Origin of the sequence: Brevundimonas sp. (assembly GCF_041648615.1) — a bacterium.
Classification (GTDB): domain Bacteria; phylum Pseudomonadota; class Alphaproteobacteria; order Caulobacterales; family Caulobacteraceae; genus Brevundimonas.
In genome coordinates this window covers 1-22,054 of record NZ_JBAZOS010000020.1, presented here as the reverse complement: position 1 = coordinate 22,054, position 22,054 = coordinate 1, and the positions used below count along the sequence as shown (strand labels likewise).

Below are 22,054 nucleotides of genomic sequence, written 5' to 3'. Positions count from 1 at the left end.
TCGCAGAGCGGCCTTACCAATCCCTAATCCCTAATCCCTACCTGCCTCGACTATCCCGCCGTTTTCAGGCATACGCCCGCTCCTTAACGACGCGCGCTTTCGCCCGGCGCGTGTTCGGACTCCTGTTCACAGGGCGCGAGAGGCCGCATGGCTAAGGAAGAACTGCTCGAGTTTCCCGGCGTCGTCAGCGAACTGCTGCCGAACGCGACGTTCCGCGTGCTGCTCGAGGGGAACGACCACGAGATCATCGCCCACACCGCCGGCAAGATGCGCAAGAACCGCATCCGCGTGCTGGCCGGGGACAAGGTCCTGGTCGAGATGACGCCCTATGACCTGACCAAGGGCCGCATCACCTATCGCTTCAAGTAAGGGCGGGCTCGCGTGAGCCGTCCCGAACTCGTGCTGGCCTCGGCCAGCCCGCGCCGCATCGAACTGCTGGCGCTGGTCGGGATCACGCCCGACCGGATCGAACCCGCCGACATCGACGAAACCCCGCTGAGGGACGAGACGCCGACGCGCCTCGCCGCGCGCCTGGCCGTGACCAAGGCCGAAGCCGTGGCGGCCGGGGCGCCGGACGCCGTGGTGCTGGCCGCCGACACCGTGGTGGCCGTGGGCCGCCGGCTGCTGGAGAAACCGGCCGACGAGGCCGAGGCCGTCCGCTTCCTGAAACTGCTGTCGGGCCGCAACCACCGGGTCTTCACCGGGGTGGCGGTGACGGCGGGGGTGCGGACCACGCACCGGGTGGTGGACACCCGGGTCAGCTTCAAGGTCCTGTCCGATCCCGAGATCGCCGCCTATGTCGCCTCGGGCGAATGGCGCGGCAAGGCGGGCGGCTACGGCATCCAGGGCCGGGCAGGGGCCTTCGTCACCCGTCTGGTCGGCAGCTACCCCGCCGTCATGGGCCTGCCGCTGTTCGAGACGGTCAATCTGCTGAGCGGCGCGGGCTGGCGGGCGTGAGCGTCGAGGTCTTCCTCGACGACACGCCGGGCGAAGTCCGGGGGGTGATCACGCGGGACGGCCGGTATCATCATCTTTTCATCCAGCGCGACGACGGCGTCAGCGCCCATCGGCTGGGCGCGCGCTCCGTCGGCCGGATCATCGACGTGCAGCCCGGACTGAAGGGCGCCTTCGTCGAACTGGGCGGGGGGGCGACGCCGGGCTTCCTGCCGTTCCGGGGGCCGAAGCCGCTGACGGTCGGCCAGAAGGTCGAGGTCGAGGTCACAGCCGAGCCGCGTGAGCGCAAGGGTCCGACGTTGCGCCTGACCGGGCCGGGCGAGGGCGAGCCACGCCTGCTGTCGGCCGGGCCGACGGTGGCGGAGATGCTGGCGGCCCTGGCGCCGGGCGTCGAGCCGACGACCGGTCTGGCCGCCATCCGGGCCGGCGTCGAGGCGGAGGAGGAGGCGATGTCGCCCGGGCAGGTCTTCGCCGACACGGGGCTGGACGTCCGGGTCGAGCGGACACGGGCGCTGATCGCGGTGGATCTGGACCTCGCGCCCGGCCCGGGCGTCTCGTTCGGCCCGCCGGCGCGGGCGAGGGCGAACCGGCAGGGACTGATGGAAGCGGCGCGGCTCATAGGGCTGAAACGCTGGGCCGGGCTGGTGGCCATCGATCTGATCGGCGTGGGGCACGACGGGGATGCGGCGTCGGGGGCGGCGCGACAGGCGTTCGGGGCCGATCCGGATGTGGTGTTCGGGCCGGTCAGCCGGTTCGGGGTGCTGCAACTGTCCCTGCCCTGGCGGCTGACGCCGCTGGACGAGGTGCTGAACGGTCCGGACGGCCGCCGGCGCCCCGAACAGCGGGCGCAGGATGTCGTCCGGGCCCTCAGGGCCAGGCTGCTGTCCGATACGGCCGCGCCCCGGGTGCGGGCGCGTTGCGCCCCGGAAGAGGCCGCGCTGGCCGCGCCGGGGGTGGCGAAACTGGGTCCGCGCGCCGATCTGGCCCCGGACGCGACGCTCGCGCCGGGCGCGTTCGTGCTGGAGGAGTTCTGACCATGGCGACCTGTCCCATCTGCCGCCGCCACCCGGCGGACGCCAAATACACGCCGTTCTGCTCGAAGCGTTGCGCCGACGTCGATCTGCAGCGCTGGTTCACCGGCGGATACGTCCTGCCGGACAGCGGCGGCGACGTGCCGATGGATGACCCGGAAGAAGACTGATCTGACGGCTGGACACCCCGGAACCGCTCGCCTATAGACGCCGCCTCCGCGCCGCGGTCGTGTGCGCCTGGGTAGCTCAGTTGGTAGAGCAGTGGATTGAAAATCCACGTGTCGGTGGTTCGAATCCGCCCCCAGGCACCATCGCCCCCTTGTCGACGCCGGGGCGGCGCCCGCCGCCATCATGAAATTGTCGCTTTCGGCCCTGATCTTCAGTGATCGGGGCGTTGGCTCCCCCGCGAGGGGAAAAGCGCCGTCCCGCACTTGACGCTCTGGTATGCGTTCGCCAAAGGAGCTTGACCGCTTTCCTTTGCGGGCGGTCGGCGGGGAGGGGAAAACAGTTTCCCGGTCCGTCGACGCCGCGCCGGAAGCCATTTGGCAACCGGAAGCGTCAGCAGGCGTTCCGCAGTCCGGGGTTCCTTAACCCTGTCGCTGCGAGCGAGAATTTCATCGAGAGCGGTCGTCGTCTGCGGCCGTTTCTTTTGGGTTCCACAGTCAGACCAACACAGCAGGAACTGGCGAACTATGTTCGATATCAAGAAAACCAACATCCTCCTGGCCATGGCCGGCGCCGCCGTCCTTATGGCTGGTACGCCGGTTCTCGCGCAGGATGCCCCCGCAGCCGACCCCGCCGCCGCCGCAGCTGCTTCGGCCGCTGACGCCGCCGCCGTCCCGGCCGCTCCCGCCGCCGCTCCGGCGGCTGACGCCGAACCCGCCGTCGTCGGTGGTGAAAACCACGGCAAGATGACGCCGGCCAGCATGTTCATGGACGCCGACCCGGTCGTTAAGACCGTGATGGTGGGCCTTCTGCTCGCCTCGGTCTTCACCTGGGTCCTGCTGCTCATCAAGATCTTCGAGTTCGGCTCGCTGAACCGCAAGACCGACCAGTTCCTGGAATCCTTCCGCCAGACCCGCACCATCGCCGACATGCGTCGCGTGGCCACGGCTGACGAGTTCGACGGCAACCCGCTGGCCGACATGGCCGCCGCGGCGACCGACGAAATCGAGCTGTCGCGTCAGGCGGGCCTTTCGGTCACCGGCGATCACGCCGACTCGGCCCTGATGCGCTCGCAACAAGCCGTCGCCGCCGTTCAGGCCGGCCTGGCCAAGCGCCTTTCGGGCGGCCAGCAGTTCCTCGCCTCGGTGGGTTCGACCGGTCCGTTCATCGGTCTGTTCGGCACCGTTTACGGCATCATGAACTCGTTCATCGGCATCGCGAACACCAACACGACCAACCTGGCCGTCGTCGCCCCCGGCATCGCCGAGGCGCTGCTGGCCACGGGTATCGGCCTGTTCGCCGCCATCCCGGCCGTTATCTTCTACAACTACTTCAACACCCGCATCTCGGCGTACGGCACCCGCTCGGACGGCTTCTCGGCCGAGCTGACCAACGCCATCTCGCGTAACCTCGACAAGGGAGCGTAAGCCAGATGGCCGCCAAACTCTCCGGCGGCGGCGGCGGCAAGTACAACGTCGAGCAGAACAGCGAGATCAACGTCACGCCGTTCGTGGACATCATGCTTGTTCTGCTCATCATCTTCATGGTGGCGGCGCCCCTGGCGACCCCCTCCGTGGAAGTGAAGTTGCCAACGGCAGTCGCTCCGCCTCAGACGAACCCGCCGGTCCCGATCTACATCTCGATCACGAGCAACGGTCGGGCCTATCTCGGCGACTTCCCGGTCGAATTGGAACAGATCGGTCCCGAACTGACGGGGCAGATCGGTCGACGCAATCCTGCGGACGAGCGGATCTTCATCCGCGCCGACCGCGGCACCCGCTACGGCGATTTCATGCAGGTCATGAACTCGCTGCAGGACAACGGCTTCTACAGCGTTGCCCTGGTGGGTGAAGACAATGCGCCGCAGTGAGGCTGGTGAACCATGACAGACATTGAATATCACCGCTCAAGGTACGACGCGCCGAAGCCGAAGGGTTTGTTCGGGGTGCCGCCAGGGGTCCTGCTGATCAGCCTGCTGATCGTCGCCCTGCTGTTCGCCGTGCTGGCCTTCTACTTCATCAATGCGCGGTTCAAGCTGAAGGAAATCAACTACTCCGACGACGCCGTCGACGTTGAGATCATCGAGCCGATCCCGCCGCCGCCGCCGCCGCCTCCGCCGCCTCCGCCGGACACGCCCCCGCCGCCCAAGCTGCAGGTGCGTCCCCCGGTCATCGTTCCGAACGCGCCGCCGCCTCCGGTGACGCTGCCGGTCGAGCCGACGAAGAAGGAGGACCGGGTCGAATATACGGGTCCGCCCGTGATCGTCCCCGGACCGCCGCCGCCTCCGGCTCCGCCGGCTCCGCCGCGGCCGTCGGTGATCACCAACCCGAGCTGGGCCCGTCAGGTCACCGGCGAGTTCCCGGAACGCGCTATGTCGCGCGGCATCGAGAGCGGAACGGTTCGTGTGAGCTGTGTGGTTCAACCGAACGGCAGCCTGACCGATTGTCAGGTGAAGTCGGAAGACCCGGCCGGCGCAGGCTTCGGCCAGGCCGCTCTGGCCGCAGCCCGCAGATCGCGCGTTTCACCGCGTACGGTCGATGGTGCGGCGGTCGGCGCCCGGGTCGAATGGGTGCAGCGTTACCGCGCAGCGGAGTGACGCTCGAAGACACGACAAGAGAACGCCCCGGAGGTCAGCCTCCGGGGCGTTTTTCGTTGCGCGCGCCTTTGCGAGGCGGCCGCGCGTGAATAATCCCGTCCGGTCGCTTGATCGGGCGGGGCTGTCCCGGTAGATACGCCCCTCGCGCTGATTGCGCCGCCTTAGCTCAGTTGGTTAGAGCGCCGGTTTGTGGAACCGGAGGTCCTCAGTTCAAGCCTGAGAGGCGGTACCATCCTCACCTGGTGGAGGCGTTCGCGGCATGACCGGCCCGTCCCGCCAGCCCCCCGGCCCCGGCTGGGATCCCCTGCAGTACCAACGGTTCGAGGCCGAGCGCGACCGCGCCGCCCGGGACCTGCTGGCGCGTCTTCCGCCCGACCTTGCGCCGCGCGAGATATGGGACCTGGGCTGCGGCGCCGGTCAGCACGCCATCCAGCTGAAGCGCCGCCATCCGGAGGCCGCCGTCCACGGACTGGATTCCAGCGCGGCCATGCTGGAGCAGGCCCGGGCGAAGGACCCGGACATCGACTGGCGGCCGGGCGATCTTTCGGTGTGGACCCCCGAGGTCGCGCCGGACCTGATCTTCGCCAACGCCTCGCTGCAATGGCTTCCGGACCACGCGGCGCTGTTTCCGCGTCTGGCGCAGGCCCTCGCCCCGGGCGGGGTCCTCGCCGTGCAGATGCCGATGGCGCACGGGACGCGCCATCACACCCTGATGCGGGAGGTGGCGGGGCAGGGGCCGTGGACCGACCGTCTGGCGGGTGTCGGGACGATCGCGCCCCTGCTGTCGGCGGAGGCCTACCATGCCCTGCTGGCCGCGGACTGCGCCGGAATCGACATCTGGTCGACGACGTATCTGCACGTCTTGGGCGGGCCGGACGCGGTGCTGGAATGGATGAAGGGCACGGCCCTGCGGCCGTATCTGTCGGTCCTGGCGGAGGACGCGGTCAGGCGCGAGGCTTTTCTTTCCGCCCTCGGCGCGCGCCTCGCCGAAGCCTTTCCAGCAGGTCCGGACGGGGCGACGCTGTTGCCGTTTCCACGGCTGTTTCTGGTGGCGCGACGTCGCTGATCGAGCGGCGGCGGCGCAGGGCGGTGACCGGCCGGTCCAGCAGGGCCAGGACCTCGTGGGTGGCGTCGTAGCCGGCGGAGACCCCGGCGTCGAACCCCTTCCAGTCGCGGATATCCAGCCCGTCCGGGGTGGGCTGGATCAGGATGTCGGTCGCCGCGCGCGAGCTCTCGATATCCGCGTCCGTGGTCAGGGTCGCCGAGCGCATCAGGATGGAGACGATGGGCGGGCCGCGACGCCAGGCGCCGGTGGCGATCAGCCGCCAGATCGACGGCGGATGCTCGATCAGGGCCGGATCGACGCCGCGCGCTTCCGACATGTCGATGCCGATGATCGGGCCGCTGTGCATCTGGCGCATGACCTCGGTCGGCAGGTTCTTGAGCACCGCGCCGTCAACCAGCACCTGGCCGTCCATGACGATCGGCGGCAGCAGGCCCGGAATGGCGATCGAGGCCCGGATGGCCCGGCGCATCAGCCCGCGCCGGTGCACCTCGATCTTGCCGCTGGTCAGATTGGTCGAGACGGCGAAGAACGGCCGGACGAGGTCGGCGAGGTCGACGTCGCCATAGGCTTCGAGCAGCAGCCGGTCGACCTTGTGCGCCCGGGTCATGGCCAGCATGGGGAAGGCGAGGTCCGACAGGGGGTCGCTCTCGACGAAGGCCTTGTGGATGCGCGCCTCCAGCTCTTCCTGCGTCCACCCCATGGCGGGACCCGCGGCGATCACCGCGCCCATCGAGGATCCGCCGACGAAGTCGATCGGCACGCGCGCCTCTTTCAGCGCCCTGAGCGCGCCGATGTGGGAATAGGCCCGGGCGCCGCCGCCCGACATGACCACCCCGACCGCCGAGCCGGTGACGACGCGGGCCATGCGGTCGGCGTCGGCCTGGTCGCCCTCGACGCACTGGAACCAGCGTCCCGGCTGGACGGCGTCCAGCCAGACGGCGGTGTTGGCGGGCCGGGGCATGCGCGGGTCGCGCAGCAGGATCAGGTCGGTGCGGCGCTGGGCGTCCAGCACGCCGGCGTGGGGCATGGGCCGGTTGGGCGGGGCCAGCAGGCCGTTGCCGACCACGAACACCCGGTCGACCTGACGGGCGCACAGGGCGGCCCAGGCGGGCTCGTCCTGCTCGGCGACATAGAGGACGAAGTCATGGGCGTCCTCGACGCGGCTGAACCATTCGGCGGCCGAGGCGAGGGCGGAATGGTCGATGACCTGGCAGGTGAAGCCGTCGGCCTCGATGGCCGCGGCGATGCGTTCGACGAAGGCGCGGATCGGGCGGGGGCGGGCGGAGACGAAGCCGAACACGCTGGGCTCGCCGCCACCGGAGCGGCGGTCCCGCGCCCGCTGGATCATCAGCCGCGACAGCTCGACCATCAGGTCGGGCTCGGTGCGGGCGGCCTCGAAGAAGGCGTCGCGGGGCAGGGCCAGGACCTCGCAGTCGCGCAGGGCGACGACGTCGGCGGTGTGGGCCGTGCCGGCCAGCATGGCCATCTCGCCCGCGGGCTCGCCGGGGCGGATGACGCCGACGAACTGGGGCGGACGATCCTCGTCGTGATCGCGCCGGAAGACGCCGAGGCGGCCGCTGCGCAGCAGATACAGGGTGTCCGCCGCGTCGCCCTCGGCGAACAGGATCTCGCCGCCGGTCAGGGCGAACCAACTGGCGCGCGTGGTCTTGCCGCCCTCGAAGATGCGGTGCAGGGCGTCTTCCAGCCGGTCGGAGCGCGGAGCGGGCATGCAGGTTCTAGGGGCTAGGTTCCAGGGGGTAGGGAATCGACAAAGGCCATGGTCGCAGTATCCGCCCCTAATCCCTAGAACCTAGCCCCTACAACCTACCACGCCCCCATCTCGCGCAACTGCTTCGCCAGCTCCGGCGGCACTTCGCCGGCGTCGAGGGTCGACAGGTCCATCGGCGCGTCCTTCGGCTCGAGGTATCGCCAGCCCTGGAAGGGCCTGCGGGCCTGGGGCGCGGTGCGGATGACGTCGGGCGACAGTTTGATCAGGCAACGGGAGTCCTTGCCCTCGCCCTTCGTGGTGATGTCCAGGATCGGCATGCGGCAGGTGACCGAGCCCTTCATGACCCAGAACAGCGAGCCGCCGTCCTCCAGTTCGGCCGCGCGCTTGGGCGTCATCCGGGTGTTGACCGTCAGCCACTGGCCCTTGGCGGCGCGGCGCTCCAGCGTCTCGACCTTGGCGACGCCGACACACAGTTTGATCATGTGGAGAGGCATGCGGGGGCTTTAGCATCATCCGGGCGACGCGGGAGACCTGGCCGCGAATCCGGCGTAGATTTATCGCCATGCGAAGGGATCGACGGATCGTTTTGGCGGGGGCGGCCGGACTGGCCTGTCCCGGCCTCGCGCCTCCGGTCCTGGCCAGGGGAAAAGTGACTTCGATGTATGGACTGATCGGCAAGATGACGGCCCTGGCGGGCCAGCGCGACGCCCTGACCGCGATCCTGCTGGAGAGCCTGGGAACGATGCCGGGCTGTCTCAGCTACATCGTCGCCCATGATCCGGCGGACGAGACGGCCATCTGGGTCACCGAGGTCTGGACCGACGTGGCCGCGCACCGGGCCTCGCTGCAGGTCCCGACGGTGAAGGAGGCGATCCGCCGGGGGATGCCGCTGATCGCGACGTTCGAGGACGCTGTCGTGACCGCGCCGGTGGGCGGTGTGGGGCTGGTTCAGGGCTGAACTCCAGCCGCGGAATTATGTCGGGTCGCTTGCCGTCACTCTCGCCAGCACCGTTCCGTCCGTGACCTGATCGCCGACCGTGACGGCGACCTCGGCCACGACGCCGTCGAACGGGGCGACGAGGGCGTGCTCCATCTTCATGGCCTCAAGCACGACGACGGGCTGGCCCTTGGTCACGGCATCACCGGCCCTGGCGGGCGTGGCGACGATCTTGCCGGGCATGGGCGCGCGGAGTGATCCGTCGGAGGCGGCTCCGCCCCCGGCGCCGGCGGGGGTGAAGGCGCGGATTTCAAAGGCCGAACCGTTCTCGAAGACGACGCCCTTGCCCGCCGACAGCGCGACATAGCTGGTGACGGGCTGTTCGTTGGTCAGCAGGGGGACGTCGTGCGGCCGGCCGTTGACGATGACGCGCTGGGTGGTGGTGGCGGGGGCGTTGGCGCGGAAACCGACGACGCCGTTCCAGCCGTCCCAGGGGCTGGCGTGATCGTCGCCGGCGGAGGGGGCGTCGGCGGCGCGCAGGAAGCGGGCGGCGTCCTCGAGGCCCAGGGCCGAGAGGGACGAGGCGGCCAGATCGGCTTCCTCGGCCGCGATGAAGCCGGTGTCGACGTCGCCGGCGATGAAGCGCGGATGATCCAGGCATTTCATCACGAAGGCGGCGTTGGTCTTCACCGGCCAGACCTCGACCTCGCCGGCGGCGATGGCGAGAGCGTCGGCGGCTTCCTCGCGGGTGTCGGCGTGGACGATCAGCTTGGCGATCATCGGGTCGTAGAACTGGCTGACCTCGCCGCCTTCCTCGACGCCCGTGTCGACGCGAATTCCCTCGGGCATGACGAAATGGTCGAGCCGGCCGATGCTCGGCAGGAAGCCGTGCGCGGGGTCCTCGGCGTAGAGGCGCGCCTCCATGGCCCAGCCGTTCAGGGGGATGTCGGCCTGCTTCAGCGGGATCGGCTCGCCGGCGGCGACGCGGAACTGCCATTCGACCAGGTCGACGCCGGTGACGGCCTCGGTGACCGGGTGTTCGACCTGCAGCCGGGTGTTCATCTCCATGAACCAGATGCGGTCGGCCTTGAGCCCGTCCGAGGCGTCGGCGATGAATTCGATGGTGCCGGCGCCCTCATAGTTCACGGCGCGGGCGGCGCGGACGGCGGCGTCGGTGACGGCCTTGCGGGTCGCGGCGTCCATGCCGGGGGCGGGCGCCTCCTCGATCACCTTCTGGTGGCGGCGCTGCAGGGAGCAGTCGCGTTCGTAGAGGTGGACGGCGTTTCCGTGCCGGTCGCCGAAGACCTGCACCTCGATGTGGCGGGGGCGGGTGATGTAGCTCTCGATCAGCACGCGCGGATCGCTGAAGGACGACTGGCCCTCGCGCTGGGCGGAGGCGAGGCCGGCGGCGAAGTCCTCAGGCCGGTCGACGCGCTTCATGCCCTTGCCGCCGCCGCCGGCGACGGCCTTGATCAGGACGGGATAGCCGATGCGGGCGGCCTCGGCGGTCAGGGTCGCTTCTGACTGGTCCTCGCCCTGGTAGCCGGGGGTGACGGGGACGCCGGCGGCGATCATCAGGGTCTTGGCCGCGTCCTTCAGGCCCATGGCGCGGATGGCGGCGGGCGGCGGGCCGATCCAGACCAGGCCGGCGGCGGTCACGGCCTCGGCGAAGTCGGCGTTCTCGGACAGGAAGCCGTAGCCGGGGTGAATGGCCTCGGCCCCCGTGGCTTTCGCGGCAGCGAGAACCTTCGCGGCGTCGAGATAGGATTCGCGCGCCGGGGCGGGGCCGATCAGGACGGCCTCGTCGGCCTCACGGACGTGCAGGGCCTTCGCATCGGCTTCGGAATAGACGGCGATGGTCCGGATGCCCATGCGGCGGGCGGTGCGGAAGACGCGACAGGCGATCTCGCCGCGATTGGCGACCAGGACGGATTTGAACATGGGGTCTCTCTAGCCGCTGTCGCGCGACGGGGCCACTCAATGCCCGCCGGACATCTCATTGAAGCCGAGGTAGAGCCAGAGAACCGCCAGCAGGCTGAAGGTGATGGTGGTCAGGTTGAAGAGCACAAACATCCGCGCCAGCGTGCCGATCGTGCTGCGCTGATAGGCGCCCTTCATGTGCAGGAACAAATGCACGGGCGAGGCCACCAAAAGCCACCACGCCGCACCCCCGATGAGCATCGACAGCAGGAAGATGACGATCAGCAACAGCATCTGGAACGATAGGGAGTGCATCGAAAACACAAGGTGATCAAAGACATAAAAGCGGCGATTGAAGGCGAACAACAGCGTCAGCATCAGGGCTGACACGGGCAGGGCCAGGATGGCGATGCGGTGGCCCCAGATCTCCAGCAGGAGCGCGAACCGCTCGGGGTCGTCCTTGACGGCGTCGTAGCGGGTCTGGGCCCAGTGCTGCATGGCCGACAGCTGGGTGTCGTTGGCGACGGCGGATGTCACCCGGATCCGGTCTTCCTCCAGCGTTCCGGACCGGGCGGCGACGTCTCCGGCGGCGGCGTCGCTGACGGAGCGGCTGAATTTGATCCAGTCGCGGTCGAGCGCGGCGAGGGCCATGGCCTTCTCGCCGTCGCTCATGGTCGTGTCGGCGGCGATCCGGGCCCTGGCCTCGGCGCGGGCGGCGGGGTCGTCGGCCCGCCCGCCGGGGCCCACGATGTTCAGCTGGGTGTTCGTCGTGTCGCCGCGCGCTTCTGCGCGGTGGGCGTTGGTGGTGGTCGCCCAGTGCCCGGCGAAGATCACCACCAGCAGGATGACGAGGAACATCCGGAACGGCTGAACCTGGTAGGCGCGCTTGCCGTCCAGATAGTCGCGGGTCAGCCGGCCGGGCCGCTTGAACAAGGCGGGCAGGGTCTTGAACAGACGGCCGTCGAGGTGAAGCAGGCTCTCGACCGCCTCGACCGTCAGCTTCCAGACCGACTTATGGAAGTCCTCGGCCAGCTGGCCGCAGACGTGGCAATACGTCCCCTGAAGCGGCGTCTCGCAGTTGGCGCAGGGCGTGCCCGGCGGGATGTCGGCGTGCTCACGCTTCCACTTCAGCCAGCCGCCGCCCGACGCCAGCGCCGCCGTTTCCAGTTCGCCCGACATCGATCCCCCGCCTGATTCCTACTGAGCCCAGGCCGGTTTACGTTTTTCGAGGAAGGCGCGCACCCCCTCCTGACCCTCGGCCGAGACGCGGGCGCGGGCGATGCGTTTGGCGGTCTCTTCCATCAGGCCGTGGTCGATCTTCTGGCCGACGACGTCGTTGACCAGCCGCTTGGCCTCGCCCATGGCGCCGGGGGCGTTCTCGCTGATGCTGTCGGTCAGCATGGAGACGAACTCGTCGACCGAGCCCTCGGGCAGGACCATGTCGATCAGGCCGGCGTGGGCCGCATAGTCGGCGTCGAAGATATTGGCCGACAGGAACAGCTGGCGCGCGCGGCGGGCGCCGACGGCCTCGACGACATAGGGGGCGATGGTCGCGGGGATCAGGCCCAGCTTGACCTCGGTGAAGCCGAAGCGGGTTCCCTCGACGGCCACGGCCATGTCGCAGGCGGCGACGATTCCGGCCCCGCCGCCCATGGCCGCGCCCTCGACGATGGCGCAGGTCAGGGCCGGGACTTCGTGCAGGGCCTTCAGCATCTTCGCCAGACCCATGGCGTCGTCGCGGTTGTCCCCCTCCGACCAGCCCGCCGCATCGCGCATCCAGCCCAGGTCGGCGCCGGCGCTGAAGGTGCCGCCCGCGCCGCGCACGAAGACCAGACGCACATTGTCGGCCCCCTGCAGGGTCTCGAAGGCCTCGTACAGGGCGGCGACGGTCGGGGCGTCGAAGGCGTTGCGCTTGTCCGGCCGGTTGATGGTGACGAAGACGACGCCGTCGGCGGTGGAATCGATCTGGACCAGATCGTCATTGGCGTCGGGGGCGGGATCGGCCAGCAGCGGATGGGCGATGGCGTTGATCTCGGCCGCCTCGGCGTCGGTGATGTCGAGGGCGTTGAGGTCGGCTTCGGTGGGCTTGTCGGTCATGGGTCGCGTCCTTGGGGATATTCGACTGTAACGCATCGCTCGCCGATTGGCAGCGAAGCCGCGTTCCTTGACAGCCCCATCGCACGGGACTTGATTGTGGAAAAGCCAAACGCAAGCCAGCGGGGATTGAGATGGCGCAGGCGCCGCGAAACCGCAGACCGTCGCGCCTGACGCCCGCGAAGGCGAAGCTGGCCGCCGAAATCCGGCAGCAGCTGGTGGATCAGGGCGGAGCCGCCCACCGCGACGTGGTCATCGGCCGGATCCTGCAGCGCAAGGGGCTGAACGGCCTCGCCGCCGACCGGGCCCGCCGCGCCCTGCTGTCGGCCTTCGAACTGCACGTCCATCCCGATCCCGACAGCGGCGCCCCGCATCTGTTCGACCTGCCGTTCGGGCCGGACTCGCATCGCTGGGCGGTGGACGAGCGGACGGGATCGACCCGATTCTGATCGCCGAAGGTTGGGAGTCAGGATGATGGCGACCAGCGCGGCCGACCGCATCCGCCGGACGAGCGTGGCGAGCGTCCATGTCCACTATGTCGCCAAGGCGGAGCGGAAAGGGCGCACGCGGGCCGAGGTGGACGCGGTGATCCGCTGGCTGACCGGCTATTCGCAGGATCAGCTGGAGGCGCTGCTGGCGGCGAAGACCGATTTCGAGACCTTTTTCGCCGAGGCGCCGGCGATGAACCCCAACCGTTTCCTGATCACCGGCGTGATCTGCGGCTATCGGGTCGAGGAGATCGAGGACCCGTTCATGCGCGAGCTGCGCCAGCTCGACAAACTGGTCGACGAGGTGAGCAAGGGGAAGGCGATGGAGAAGGTGTTGCGGAAGGAGTGATGGGTCCTTGTCATCCCGGAAAGCGCGCAGCGCTTATCCGGGACCGAGTGCGCCGCTTTGTGGCGGGCTCCCGGAAATCGCCTGCGATTATCCGGGAGACAGGCGGCCATCGCACCGACCTGTGGCCCGGATAGCCGCTGCGCAGCTTCCGGGCCGATCATGTTCCATGCGAAGCCGTCCCGGCTCTCCGCTTCGCTTCGGCCGGGATGACAAGGCACTACATCCTGAACACGCCGAAGGTCGTCTCGGGGATCGGGGCGTTCAGCGAGGCGCTGATGGCCAGGCCCAGCACGTCGCGGGTCTGGACCGGATCGATGATCCCGTCGTCCCACAGGCGGGCGGTGGCGTGGTACGGATTGCCTTCGTCCTCATACTTCTGGCGCACCGGCGCCTTGAAGGCTTCCGCCTGTTCCGGGGTCCAGCTGTCGGCGTCGCGGTGGACGGTGGCCAGGACGGCGGCGGCCTGTTCGCCGCCCATGACGCTGATCCGGCTGTTGGGCCAGGTGAACAGGAAGCGGGGCCCGAAGGCGCGGCCGCACATGCCGTAGTTGCCCGCGCCGAAGCTGCCGCCGATCAGGACGGTGAATTTGGGAACCTCGGCCGAGGCCACGGCGGTGACCAGTTTGGCCCCGTTCCTGGCGATGCCCTCGGCCTCGTATTTGCCGCCGACCATGAAGCCCGAGATATTCTGCAGGAAGACCAGCGGGATCTTCCGCTTGCAGGCCAGTTCGATGAAATGGGCGCCCTTGAGCGCGCTTTCCGAGAACAGCACGCCGTTGTTGGCGAGGATGGCGACAGGATAGCCCCAGATGCGGGCGAAGCCGCACACCAGCGTGGTCCCGTACAGGGCCTTGAACTCGTCGAACTCGGAGCCGTCGACCAGACGGGCGATGACCTCGCGCACGTCATAGGGGGCGCGGACATCGTCGGGGATGATACCGTACAATTCCTCGGCGTCGAAGGCGGGGGCGCGCGGTTCGCGCACGTCCATGTCGACGCGTTTCACCGTGTTCAGGCTGTCGACGATGGTGCGGACCATCTCCAGCGCGTGCTCGTCGTTCTCGGCCACATAGTCGACGACGCCGGACCGGCGGCCGTGGGTCTCGGCCCCGCCCAGCTCCTCGGCCGAGATGACCTCGCCCGTGGCGGCCTTCACCAGCGGCGGGCCGGCCAGGAAGATGGTGCCCTGGTTGCGGACGATGACGCTCTCGTCCGACATGGCGGGGACATAGGCGCCGCCGGCGGTGCAACTGCCCATGACGCAGGCGATCTGGGGGATCGACTTCGCGCTCATCCGGGCCTGGTTGAAGAAGATGCGGCCGAAATGGTCGCGGTCGGGGAAGACCTCGGCCTGGTGGGGCAGGTTGGCCCCGCCGGAATCGACCAGATAGACGCAGGGCAGGCGGTTCTGCTCGGCGATCTCCTGGGCCCGCAGGTGCTTCTTCACCGTCATCGGGAAATAGGCGCCGCCCTTCACCGTCGGGTCGTTGGCGACGATCATGACCTCGCGGCCCGAGACCCGGCCGACGCCGCAGATCATGCCCGCGCCGGGCGCGCCGTCGCCATACATGCCGTCCGCCGCCAGCTGGCCGATCTCGAGGAAGGGCGAGCCGGGGTCCAGCAGCCGGTCGACGCGGTCGCGGGGCAGCAGCTTGCCGCGCGACACGTGGCGATCGCGGGAGGCGTCGGATCCGCCGCGGGCCGCCTTGGCGACCCTGGCGCGGAGCTCGTCGCGGAGGGCCCGGTTGTGGGCGTCCAGCGCCTTGAAGGCGGGGCTGTGCGGATCGATGGCGGACGTCAGCTTGGGCATGGGGCTGGTTTAGGGTGGTTCATGGCGGTGGGGAAGAAGCGTTCTCCCTCCCCTTCATGGGGAGGGACGACCGCGCAGCGGTCCGGGTGGGGAAGTTCAGCGACAGGCGCGGACCGCGGCAGGTTCGCACTTCCCCACCCGGGCTCGCCCCGGGGGCTCGCCGTCCCTCCCCCCGAGGGGAGGGAGAGGCGGGCGCGCTTATGGCTTGATCGATTTTCCTTGGTTGACCTTCAACCGCCGCCGTGGCCTGTCGCCCGTCCCATGATCGGCTTCAACACCCAGACCCGGACGACCCTGCGCGAGCTGCTGCACCTGGCGTGGCCGGTGGTGCTGGCGCGCATCGGCATCATGACCATGGGGCTGACCGACGTGATCGTGGTCGGCAATTACTCAAGCCTGGAGCTGGCCTGGAGCTCGCTGGCGCTGGCTCCGACCGCCATCATCGTCACCACCGCCGTCGGCCTGATGATGGGGGTGCAGGTGATGACCGCCCGCCTGATCGGTCAGGGCCGGCGCGGCGAGGTCGGCGGCGTGCTGCGGCGGGGCGTGACCTATTCGTTGCAGCTGGGCGTGATCTCGATGATCGGCCTGATCCTGATCGGCCCCTGGGCGCTTCAGCACATGGGTCTGGCTCCGGGCCTGGGCGAGGGCGCCTCGCCGGTGCTGGTGGTCTTCGCCCTGTCGATGCCCGGCTATCTGGTCAGCGTGGCGGCGCAGTTCTTCCTCGAGGCCCTGCACCGGCCGCGCGCGGGCATGTGGGCCATGTGGATCGCCAACGGGTTGAACCTGGCCCTGAACCTGCTGCTGGTGCCTGACATCCTCGGTCTGGGGATCGACGGCGCCGTGGCGTCGGCGTGGGCGACCTTTGTCGCGCGGACGTCGCTGGCGGTGTTCCTGATCGTCTACATCGTCCGTCTGCCCGAGGCGCGGGCGCTGGGCGTGTTCCGCCGCCCGGCGCGCAACCGGGCCGACGAGCGCGAGCAGCGCAAGGTCGGCTACGGCGCGGGCAGTTCCTACTTCATCGAGGTCGGCGCCTTCGCCGCCATGACCTTCATCGCCGGCCAGCTGGGCGCGATCGAGACCTCGGCCTGGGCCATCGTGCTGAACGTCTCGGCCATCGTCTTCATGGTCCCGATGGGCCTGTCGTCGGCGACGGCGGTGCTGGTCGGCCGCGCCTACGGGGCGCGGGACGGGCGCGGCGTGCTGAGGGCCGGGCTGGTGGGGATCGGCGTGGTCATCGCCCTGACGCTGGCGGTGGCCCTGGTCGTCTGGCCCGGCGCGCCGCTGATCGCCCGCGCCTACAACCGCGATCCGGCGCTGCTGGCGGTGGTGATCCCGGCGCTCGTGCTGACCACCCTGTTCTTCGTCGCCGACGGCATCCAGGTGGTCTCGGCCTCGGCCAACCGCGCGGCGGGCGACGTCTGGTGGCCGACAATCATGCATTTCGCGGCCTACAGCCTGATCATGATGCCGCTGGGCTGGTGGTTCGCGCACGAGATCGGCGTCAACGGCCTCGTCTGGGCCGTGATCATCGCCAGCCTGGTGTCGTCGGCGCTGCTGACGGGGCGGTTCGTCAGGGTGGCGCGGCGGCTGCCCGTAGGGACGAGGGATGAGGGATGAGGGATTAGGGATTAGGGATTGGGAGGCGCCGGGGTTGCGATGTCCGCCCGCACTCGCCACTAACCGTGATCTATTCCTGATCCCTAATCCCTAATCCCTAATCCCTAATCCCTGGCCCCCGGCTTCCATGTCCCGCATCCTCATCACCTCGGCCCTGCCGTACATCAACGGCATCAAGCATCTGGGGAATCTGGCGGGCTCGATGCTGCCGGCGGACGTCTACGCCCGCTTCAAGCGGGCCCAGGGCCATGAGGTGCTCTACATCTGCGCCACCGACGAGCACGGGACGCCGGCCGAGCTGGCCGCCGCCGCGGCGGGGCAGGACGTGCGGACCTATTGCGACGAGCAGCACGAGGTCCAGAGGGCGGCGGGTCAGGCCTTCGGCCTCAGCTACGACTGGTTCGGCCGCTCCTCGAACGCGCCCAACCAGCGCCTGACCCAGCATTTCGCGGCGGCCCTGGAGAAGAACGGGCTGATCGAGGAGCGGGTCGACCGGATGATCTATTCCGTCGACGACGCCCGCTTCCTGCCCGACCGCTATGTCGAGGGCACCTGTCCGCACTGCGGCCATGTCGGGGCGCGCGGCGACCAGTGCGACAACTGCGGCCGGCTGCTGGACCCGACCGACCTGATCGATCCCTATTCGGCGGTGTCGGGTTCGCGGAACCTCGAGGTGCGCGACACCCGCCACCTGTATCTGCTGCAGACGAAACTGGCCGACCGCATCCGGACGTGGATCAACTCGAAGACCGACTGGCAGACGCTGGCGAAATCCATCGCGCTGAAACACCTCGACGAGGGGCTGATCGACCGGGGCATCACCCGCGATCTGAAGTGGGGCGTGCCGGTGGTCGGCCCCGACGGCGGCCCGCGCCCCGGCATGGAGGGCAAGGTCTTCTATGTCTGGTTCGACGCCCCGATCGAATACATCGGCGCGACCGAGGAATGGGCCGATGCGACGGGCGGGACCTGGCGCGACTGGTGGCGGACGGACGAGGGCGCCGACGACGTCCGCTACGTCCAGTTCATGGGCAAGGACAATGTCGCCTTCCACACGGTCAGCTTCCCGGCGACCATTCTGGGATCGGGCGAGCCGTGGAAGACGGTCGACACGCTGAAGGCCTTCAACTGGCTGAACTGGTACGGCGGCAAATTCTCCACCAGCCAGAAGCGCGGCGTCTTCATGGACCAGGCGCTGGAGCTGCTGCCCGCCGACTACTGGCGCTGGCACCTGACGGCCTATGGCCCCGAGCATTCGGACGCGGCCTTCACCTGGGAGCAGTTCCAGTCGACGACCAACAAGGACCTGGCCGACGTGCTGGGCAATTTCGTCAACCGCATCGTCAAATTCGCGGAGAGCAAGTTCGAGGGCGTCGTGCCCGAGGCCGGGGAGCCCGGACCGCTGGAGGCGAAGCTGGAGGCCGACCTGCGCGCCGGCATCGCCGAGGCGACGGCGCAGTTCGAGGCCATGGAGTTCCGCAAGGCGGCCGTGGCCCTGCGCGCCGTCTGGGTGCTGGGCAATGAATATCTGCAGGAGGCGGCGCCCTGGACCGCCTTCAAGACCGATGTGGATCGGGCCGCCGTGGGCGTGCGCACGGGGCTGAACCTGGTGGCCCTGTTCGCCCGTCTGGCCGCGCCGGTGATGCCGAACTCGGCGGTGAGGATCGGCGCGGCCGTGGGCGCCACGGACTTGAGCTGGCCGACGGCGGACGAGCCGCTGCTGGACGCCCTGCCGCGCGGCCAGACGGTGGCGGCGGCCGGGGTGCTGTTCACCAAGATCGAGGACGCCCAGGTCGCCGAATGGTCGGAGCGGTTCGGCGGGGCCTGAGCCGGCGCGCCGAACGGACGACGAGAAGCAAAAGGCCCCGGATCGCTCCGGGGCCTTTTTCGGATCAGGACGCCGGCGGGACCACCGCGGCGGGCGGCGGCGCATCCGCCGGGCCGGCCGGCAGCCCCGTCGGGGGCGCCGATGTCTCTTCGCCGCTGACGCCCTTCAGATATTTGGCCTTCTCTTCCTCGCTGATGTCGAGGAAGGCCGGGGCGGAGGCGTTGAACGCATCCATCCGCTCGGTCCGCACGATCACCGACCGGGCGCCGTCCCAGACCATGTGCACGGCGACATAGAGGACGATGACCAGGCCGACGTAGCCGATCCAGCGGTGCTTCGTCAGCAGCTTGGCGATGAAGGTGGCGGCGACGCCCATCAGGGCGATCGACAGGATCAGGCCGAAGACCATGATCCACGGATGCTCATGCGCGGCGCCGGCGACGGCCAGGACGTTGTCCAGCGACATGGTGACGTCGGCGATCATGATCTGCAGCAGGGCGGCGCCGAAGGATTTGCGCTTGAGGCCCAGGGCCTCGGGGGGCGGGCCGCCGCCGTGGTGGGCGGACAGGGCGGTCTCCAGCTCGGCCTCGGCCTCGGCCTGGTCGTGGGTGCGCTGCTCCTGCAGTTCGCGCCACATCTTCCAGCAGACCCACAGCAGCAGGATGCCGCCCGCCAGCAGCAGGCCGATGATGGCCAGCAGTTGCACGGTGATCAGGGCGAAGCCGATGCGCAGCACGACGGCGGCGGCGAGACCGATCAGGATCGCCTTCTTGCGCTGCTCGGGCGCGAGGGCGGCGGCGGCGAGGCCGACCGCGACGGCGTTGTCGCCGGCCAGCACCAGGTCGATCATCAGCACCTGGCCGAGGGCGGTGGCCTGGCTGGCGAGTTCGGGAGACGAGAGGAATTCCATGGGCGGGGCTCTAGGACAGGATCAGCCGGGCATCAATGCCGGATCAGCCGGTCTGCTTCCGGTTGGCCTCGTAAAGCGCCACGGCCGCCGCGTTGGAGACGTTCAGGCTTTCGAAGCCGCCCGGCATGGGGATCTTCGCCAGCACGTCGCAATGCTCGGCCACCAGACGGCGGATGCCGTCGCCTTCCGAACCCATGACCAGCACGGTCGGACGATTGTCCAGCGCCTGTTCCAGCGTCAGCTCGGCCGACCCGTCCAGTCCCACGGCGCGCCAGCCCATATCGGCCAGCGTCTCCAGCGCGCGGCTGAGGTTGGTGACGCGGGCGCAGGGCAGGCGTTCGGTCGCGCCGGCCGAGGCCTTGGCCAGGGCGCCGGCGAGGGCGGGGGAGTGGCGGTCCTGGACCACGATGCCTTTCGCCCCGAAGGCGAGGGCCGAGCGGAAGATGGCGCCGACGTTCTGGGGGTCGGTCAACTGGTCCAGCATGACGATGACGCCGCCGTCTCCGGCGATGTCCTCCAGCGTCACGCCTTCCAGCGGCTGGACCTTGAAGGCCAGGCCCTGGTGCACGGCGCCGGGCGGCAGCATGCGGTCGAGGGCCTGGACCTCGATGATCTCGATCTTGTGGCCGTGGGCCGCCTGATCGCGCTCAAGCTCGGCGGCGCGGTCGGCGGTCGCGAGCAGCCGACCCATGCCCTTGCGGGCCGGATTGGCCAGGGCCGCGAGCACCGGATGACGGCCCCAGACGAAATTGTCGGCGTCCGCCTTGGCCCGTGACGGGCGCGGCGCGGAATCATTGAAGCTCTTCGGCTTGGGGTTGGGGTTCCAGCCGCCGCGGTCGGGGCCGCTCGCGGAGGGTCCCTTGGCGCCCGCTCCGGGCCCGCCGGAGCGGGGCGCGGACTTGTCGCCGAAGACCGGTTTTTTGCCCGATTTCCGGTCGTTGCGTTCTGGATTTCTCGACACTATAAGACGCCCTCCGATTTGGAGCCCTGAGGGCTTTCGGGTCTGGCGCCCCTCCTAAACCAGGCGACGCAGGACACCGAGAGCTTTTGTTGTTTCGACGACCGAAAGGTCGGCGAGGCATCGGTCCAACGGTTCGAAAACGCGCTGGGGGAATGTCCCGAGTGGCAAAGGGGGGGGACTGTAAATCCCCTGCGTAAGCTTCGCAGGTTCGAGTCCTGCTTCCCCCACCACGCGGTTTCGAAACGAAGGTCCGGACCCCATATCGGGTCGGCGGTCAAAGGCTTCCGGGCCCGAGGCCGTCTCCGTGCGGGTATAGTACAATGGTAGTACAGCAGCCTTCCAAGCTGAATATGTCGGTTCGATTCCGTCTACCCGCTCCAGAATTCTTAAGCTGACCAATCGCCCCTTCCCGGGCCACAGGAGTTTTGGCCATGGCCAAGGAAAAGTTCGAACGTAACAAGCCGCACTGCAACATCGGCACGATTGGTCACGTTGACCACGGCAAGACGACGCTGACGGCGGCGATCACGATGGTTCTGGCCAAGGCCAGCGGCGGCAAGGCGATGAACTACGCCGACATCGACGCGGCTCCGGAAGAGAAGGCGCGCGGCATCACGATCAACACGGCGCACGTCGAGTATGAGACGGCGGCCCGTCACTATGCGCACGTCGACTGCCCCGGCCACGCCGACTATGTGAAGAACATGATCACGGGCGCGGCGCAGATGGACGGCGCCATCCTGGTGGTTTCGGCCGCCGACGGCCCGATGCCGCAGACGCGCGAGCACATCCTGCTGGCCCGTCAGGTCGGCGTGCCGGCGCTGGTGGTGTTCCTGAACAAGGTCGACCTGGTCGACGACGCCGAGCTGCTTGAGCTGGTCGAGATGGAAGTGCGCGAGCTGCTTTCGTCGTACCAGTTCCCGGGCGACGACATTCCGATCACGGCGGGTTCGGCCAAGGCCGCGACCGACGGCGTGAACCCGGAGATCGGCGAGCAGGCGGTGCTGAAGCTGATGCAGACGGTCGACGACTACATTCCGCAGCCGGCGCGTCCGCTGGACCTGCCGTTCCTGATGCCGGTCGAGGACGTGTTCTCGATCTCGGGCCGCGGCACCGTGGTCACGGGCCGGATCGAAAAGGGCATCGTCAAGGTCGGCGAGGAAGTCGAGATCGTCGGCATCCGCCCCGTCCAGAAGACGACCTGCACGGGCGTGGAAATGTTCCGCAAGCTGCTGGACCAGGGCCAGGCGGGCGACAACGTCGGTGTGCTGCTGCGCGGCACCAAGCGTGAGGACGTCGAGCGCGGTCAGGTTCTGTGCAAGCCGGGTTCGATCACCCCGCACACGAAATTCCTGGCGGAGGCCTATATCCTGACCAAGGAAGAGGGCGGCCGTCACACCCCGTTCTTCACCAACTACCGCCCGCAGTTCTACTTCCGCACCACGGACGTGACCGGCATCGTGCACCTCAAGGAAGGTGTCGAGATGATCATGCCCGGCGACAACGCCGAGCTGAACGTCGAGCTGATCACCCCGATCGCCATGGACCAGGGCCTGCGCTTCGCCATCCGCGAAGGCGGCCGCACCGTCGGCGCCG

21 protein-coding genes, 4 tRNA genes and 1 pseudogene are annotated in these 22,054 nt (G+C 68.9%); 18 read left to right on the top strand and 8 right to left on the bottom strand.

Features of this window, described 5'->3' with window-relative positions; all coding sequences use genetic code 11:
* Positions 1-147 precede the first annotated feature (147 nt).
* The 10 genes and pseudogenes from infA to WC555_RS09160 form a co-directional block, all read left to right on the top strand.
* Positions 148-369, top strand: a complete 222-nt coding sequence (infA, locus tag WC555_RS09205) for a translation initiation factor IF-1 (protein WP_013269122.1) — start codon at positions 148-150, stop codon at positions 367-369.
* A gap of 12 nt (positions 370-381) precedes the next feature.
* A complete protein-coding gene (locus WC555_RS09200) occupies positions 382-957 on the top strand; it encodes a nucleoside triphosphate pyrophosphatase (protein ID WP_373253030.1) in 576 nt (191 codons plus the stop codon).
* Positions 954-1,988 carry an RNA-binding protein gene (locus WC555_RS09195; RefSeq protein WP_373253029.1) on the top strand — a complete coding sequence of 345 codons (1,035 nt, stop codon included), beginning with the start codon at positions 954-956 and terminating at the stop codon, positions 1,986-1,988. Before WC555_RS09200 ends, WC555_RS09195 begins: the two co-directional genes overlap by 4 nt.
* Before the next feature lie 2 nt (positions 1,989-1,990).
* Positions 1,991-2,155 (top strand): DNA gyrase inhibitor YacG, encoded by a 165-nt coding sequence (locus WC555_RS09190; RefSeq protein ID WP_373253028.1) that lies wholly within the window; start codon positions 1,991-1,993, stop codon positions 2,153-2,155.
* A gap of 65 nt (positions 2,156-2,220) precedes the next feature.
* A tRNA-Phe gene (locus WC555_RS09185) sits at positions 2,221-2,296 on the top strand.
* A gap of 381 nt (positions 2,297-2,677) precedes the next feature.
* Positions 2,678-3,577 (top strand): tonB-system energizer ExbB, encoded by a 900-nt coding sequence (gene exbB / locus WC555_RS09180; protein WP_373253026.1) that lies wholly within the window; start codon positions 2,678-2,680, stop codon positions 3,575-3,577.
* Positions 3,578-3,582: 5 nt separating this feature from the next.
* Positions 3,583-4,020 carry a biopolymer transporter ExbD gene (locus tag WC555_RS09175; RefSeq protein WP_300465670.1) on the top strand — a complete coding sequence of 146 codons (438 nt, stop codon included), beginning with the start codon at positions 3,583-3,585 and terminating at the stop codon, positions 4,018-4,020.
* A gap of 12 nt (positions 4,021-4,032) precedes the next feature.
* Positions 4,033-4,746, top strand: coding sequence for a TonB family protein (locus tag WC555_RS09170; protein ID WP_373253025.1), 714 nt, complete (start codon positions 4,033-4,035; stop codon positions 4,744-4,746).
* A gap of 155 nt (positions 4,747-4,901) precedes the next feature.
* A tRNA-His gene (locus tag WC555_RS09165) sits at positions 4,902-4,978 on the top strand.
* Positions 4,979-5,005: 27 nt separating this feature from the next.
* Positions 5,006-5,545 (top strand): annotated as a pseudogene (locus WC555_RS09160) (methyltransferase domain-containing protein); the annotation flags it as partial.
* Between the two features lie 145 nt (positions 5,546-5,690).
* On the opposite strand, the gene WC555_RS09155 reads toward WC555_RS09160, so the two are convergent.
* Complete coding sequence (locus tag WC555_RS09155; protein WP_373253024.1) at positions 5,691-7,541, bottom strand: patatin-like phospholipase family protein; 1,851 nt, start codon at positions 7,539-7,541, stop codon at positions 5,691-5,693.
* A gap of 95 nt (positions 7,542-7,636) precedes the next feature.
* The gene (locus WC555_RS09150; protein WP_373253022.1) at positions 7,637-8,035 is read right to left on the bottom strand and encodes a DUF1489 family protein; all 399 of its coding nucleotides are present in this window, start codon (positions 8,033-8,035) and stop codon (positions 7,637-7,639) included.
* A gap of 164 nt (positions 8,036-8,199) precedes the next feature.
* Between WC555_RS09150 and WC555_RS09145 the strand changes: the two genes are divergently transcribed.
* A complete protein-coding gene (locus WC555_RS09145; RefSeq protein WP_373253020.1) occupies positions 8,200-8,499 on the top strand; it encodes a putative quinol monooxygenase in 300 nt (99 codons plus the stop codon).
* Between the two features lie 15 nt (positions 8,500-8,514).
* On the opposite strand, the gene WC555_RS09140 is transcribed toward WC555_RS09145, so the two are convergent.
* From WC555_RS09140 to WC555_RS09130, 3 genes are read right to left on the bottom strand one after another with little or no spacing between them, the layout of a single operon-like run.
* The gene (locus WC555_RS09140) at positions 8,515-10,419 is read right to left on the bottom strand and encodes a biotin carboxylase N-terminal domain-containing protein (protein WP_373253019.1); all 1,905 of its coding nucleotides are present in this window, start codon (positions 10,417-10,419) and stop codon (positions 8,515-8,517) included.
* Between the two features lie 36 nt (positions 10,420-10,455).
* Complete coding sequence (locus WC555_RS09135) at positions 10,456-11,577, bottom strand: DUF3667 domain-containing protein (RefSeq protein ID WP_373253017.1); 1,122 nt, start codon at positions 11,575-11,577, stop codon at positions 10,456-10,458.
* Between the two features lie 18 nt (positions 11,578-11,595).
* On the bottom strand, positions 11,596-12,495 hold the full coding sequence (locus WC555_RS09130) for an enoyl-CoA hydratase-related protein (RefSeq protein ID WP_373253015.1): 900 nt from the start codon (positions 12,493-12,495) through the stop codon (positions 11,596-11,598).
* Positions 12,496-12,626: 131 nt separating this feature from the next.
* Here WC555_RS09130 and WC555_RS09125 point away from each other — a divergent pair, with 131 nt between their 5' ends.
* On the top strand, positions 12,627-12,941 hold the full coding sequence (locus WC555_RS09125; RefSeq protein WP_373253013.1) for a hypothetical protein: 315 nt from the start codon (positions 12,627-12,629) through the stop codon (positions 12,939-12,941).
* A 25-nt stretch (positions 12,942-12,966) separates the two neighbouring features.
* Positions 12,967-13,329 (top strand): DUF2200 domain-containing protein, encoded by a 363-nt coding sequence (locus WC555_RS09120; RefSeq protein ID WP_373253011.1) that lies wholly within the window; start codon positions 12,967-12,969, stop codon positions 13,327-13,329.
* Positions 13,330-13,546: 217 nt separating this feature from the next.
* Here WC555_RS09120 and WC555_RS09115 read toward each other — a convergent pair whose 3' ends face one another.
* Positions 13,547-15,139: a carboxyl transferase domain-containing protein gene (locus tag WC555_RS09115; protein ID WP_373253010.1), complete on the bottom strand. Its 1,593-nt coding sequence runs from the start codon at positions 15,137-15,139 to the stop codon at positions 13,547-13,549.
* Positions 15,140-15,358: 219 nt separating this feature from the next.
* On the opposite strand from WC555_RS09115, the gene WC555_RS09110 reads away from it, so the two are divergent.
* Complete coding sequence (locus WC555_RS09110; protein ID WP_373253009.1) at positions 15,359-16,759, top strand: MATE family efflux transporter; 1,401 nt, start codon at positions 15,359-15,361, stop codon at positions 16,757-16,759.
* A gap of 127 nt (positions 16,760-16,886) precedes the next feature.
* The gene (metG, locus tag WC555_RS09105) at positions 16,887-18,587 is read left to right on the top strand and encodes a methionine--tRNA ligase (protein ID WP_373253007.1); all 1,701 of its coding nucleotides are present in this window, start codon (positions 16,887-16,889) and stop codon (positions 18,585-18,587) included.
* Between the two features lie 64 nt (positions 18,588-18,651).
* Here metG and WC555_RS09100 read toward each other — a convergent pair whose 3' ends face one another.
* Entirely contained in the window at positions 18,652-19,497 is an 846-nt protein-coding gene (locus WC555_RS09100) for a TerC family protein (protein ID WP_373253005.1), read from the bottom strand.
* 43 nt (positions 19,498-19,540) lie between these two features.
* Entirely contained in the window at positions 19,541-20,458 is a 918-nt protein-coding gene (gene rlmB / locus WC555_RS09095; protein WP_373253003.1) for a 23S rRNA (guanosine(2251)-2'-O)-methyltransferase RlmB, read from the bottom strand.
* A gap of 146 nt (positions 20,459-20,604) precedes the next feature.
* Between rlmB and WC555_RS09090 the strand changes: the two genes are divergently transcribed.
* The 3 genes from WC555_RS09090 to tuf all read left to right on the top strand — a co-directional run.
* A tRNA-Tyr gene (locus WC555_RS09090) sits at positions 20,605-20,688 on the top strand.
* 76 nt (positions 20,689-20,764) lie between these two features.
* A tRNA-Gly gene (locus WC555_RS09085) sits at positions 20,765-20,838 on the top strand.
* Between the two features lie 51 nt (positions 20,839-20,889).
* The coding region (gene tuf, locus WC555_RS09080) for an elongation factor Tu (protein ID WP_373253001.1) at positions 20,890-22,054 on the top strand (1,165 nt) is incomplete at its 3' end.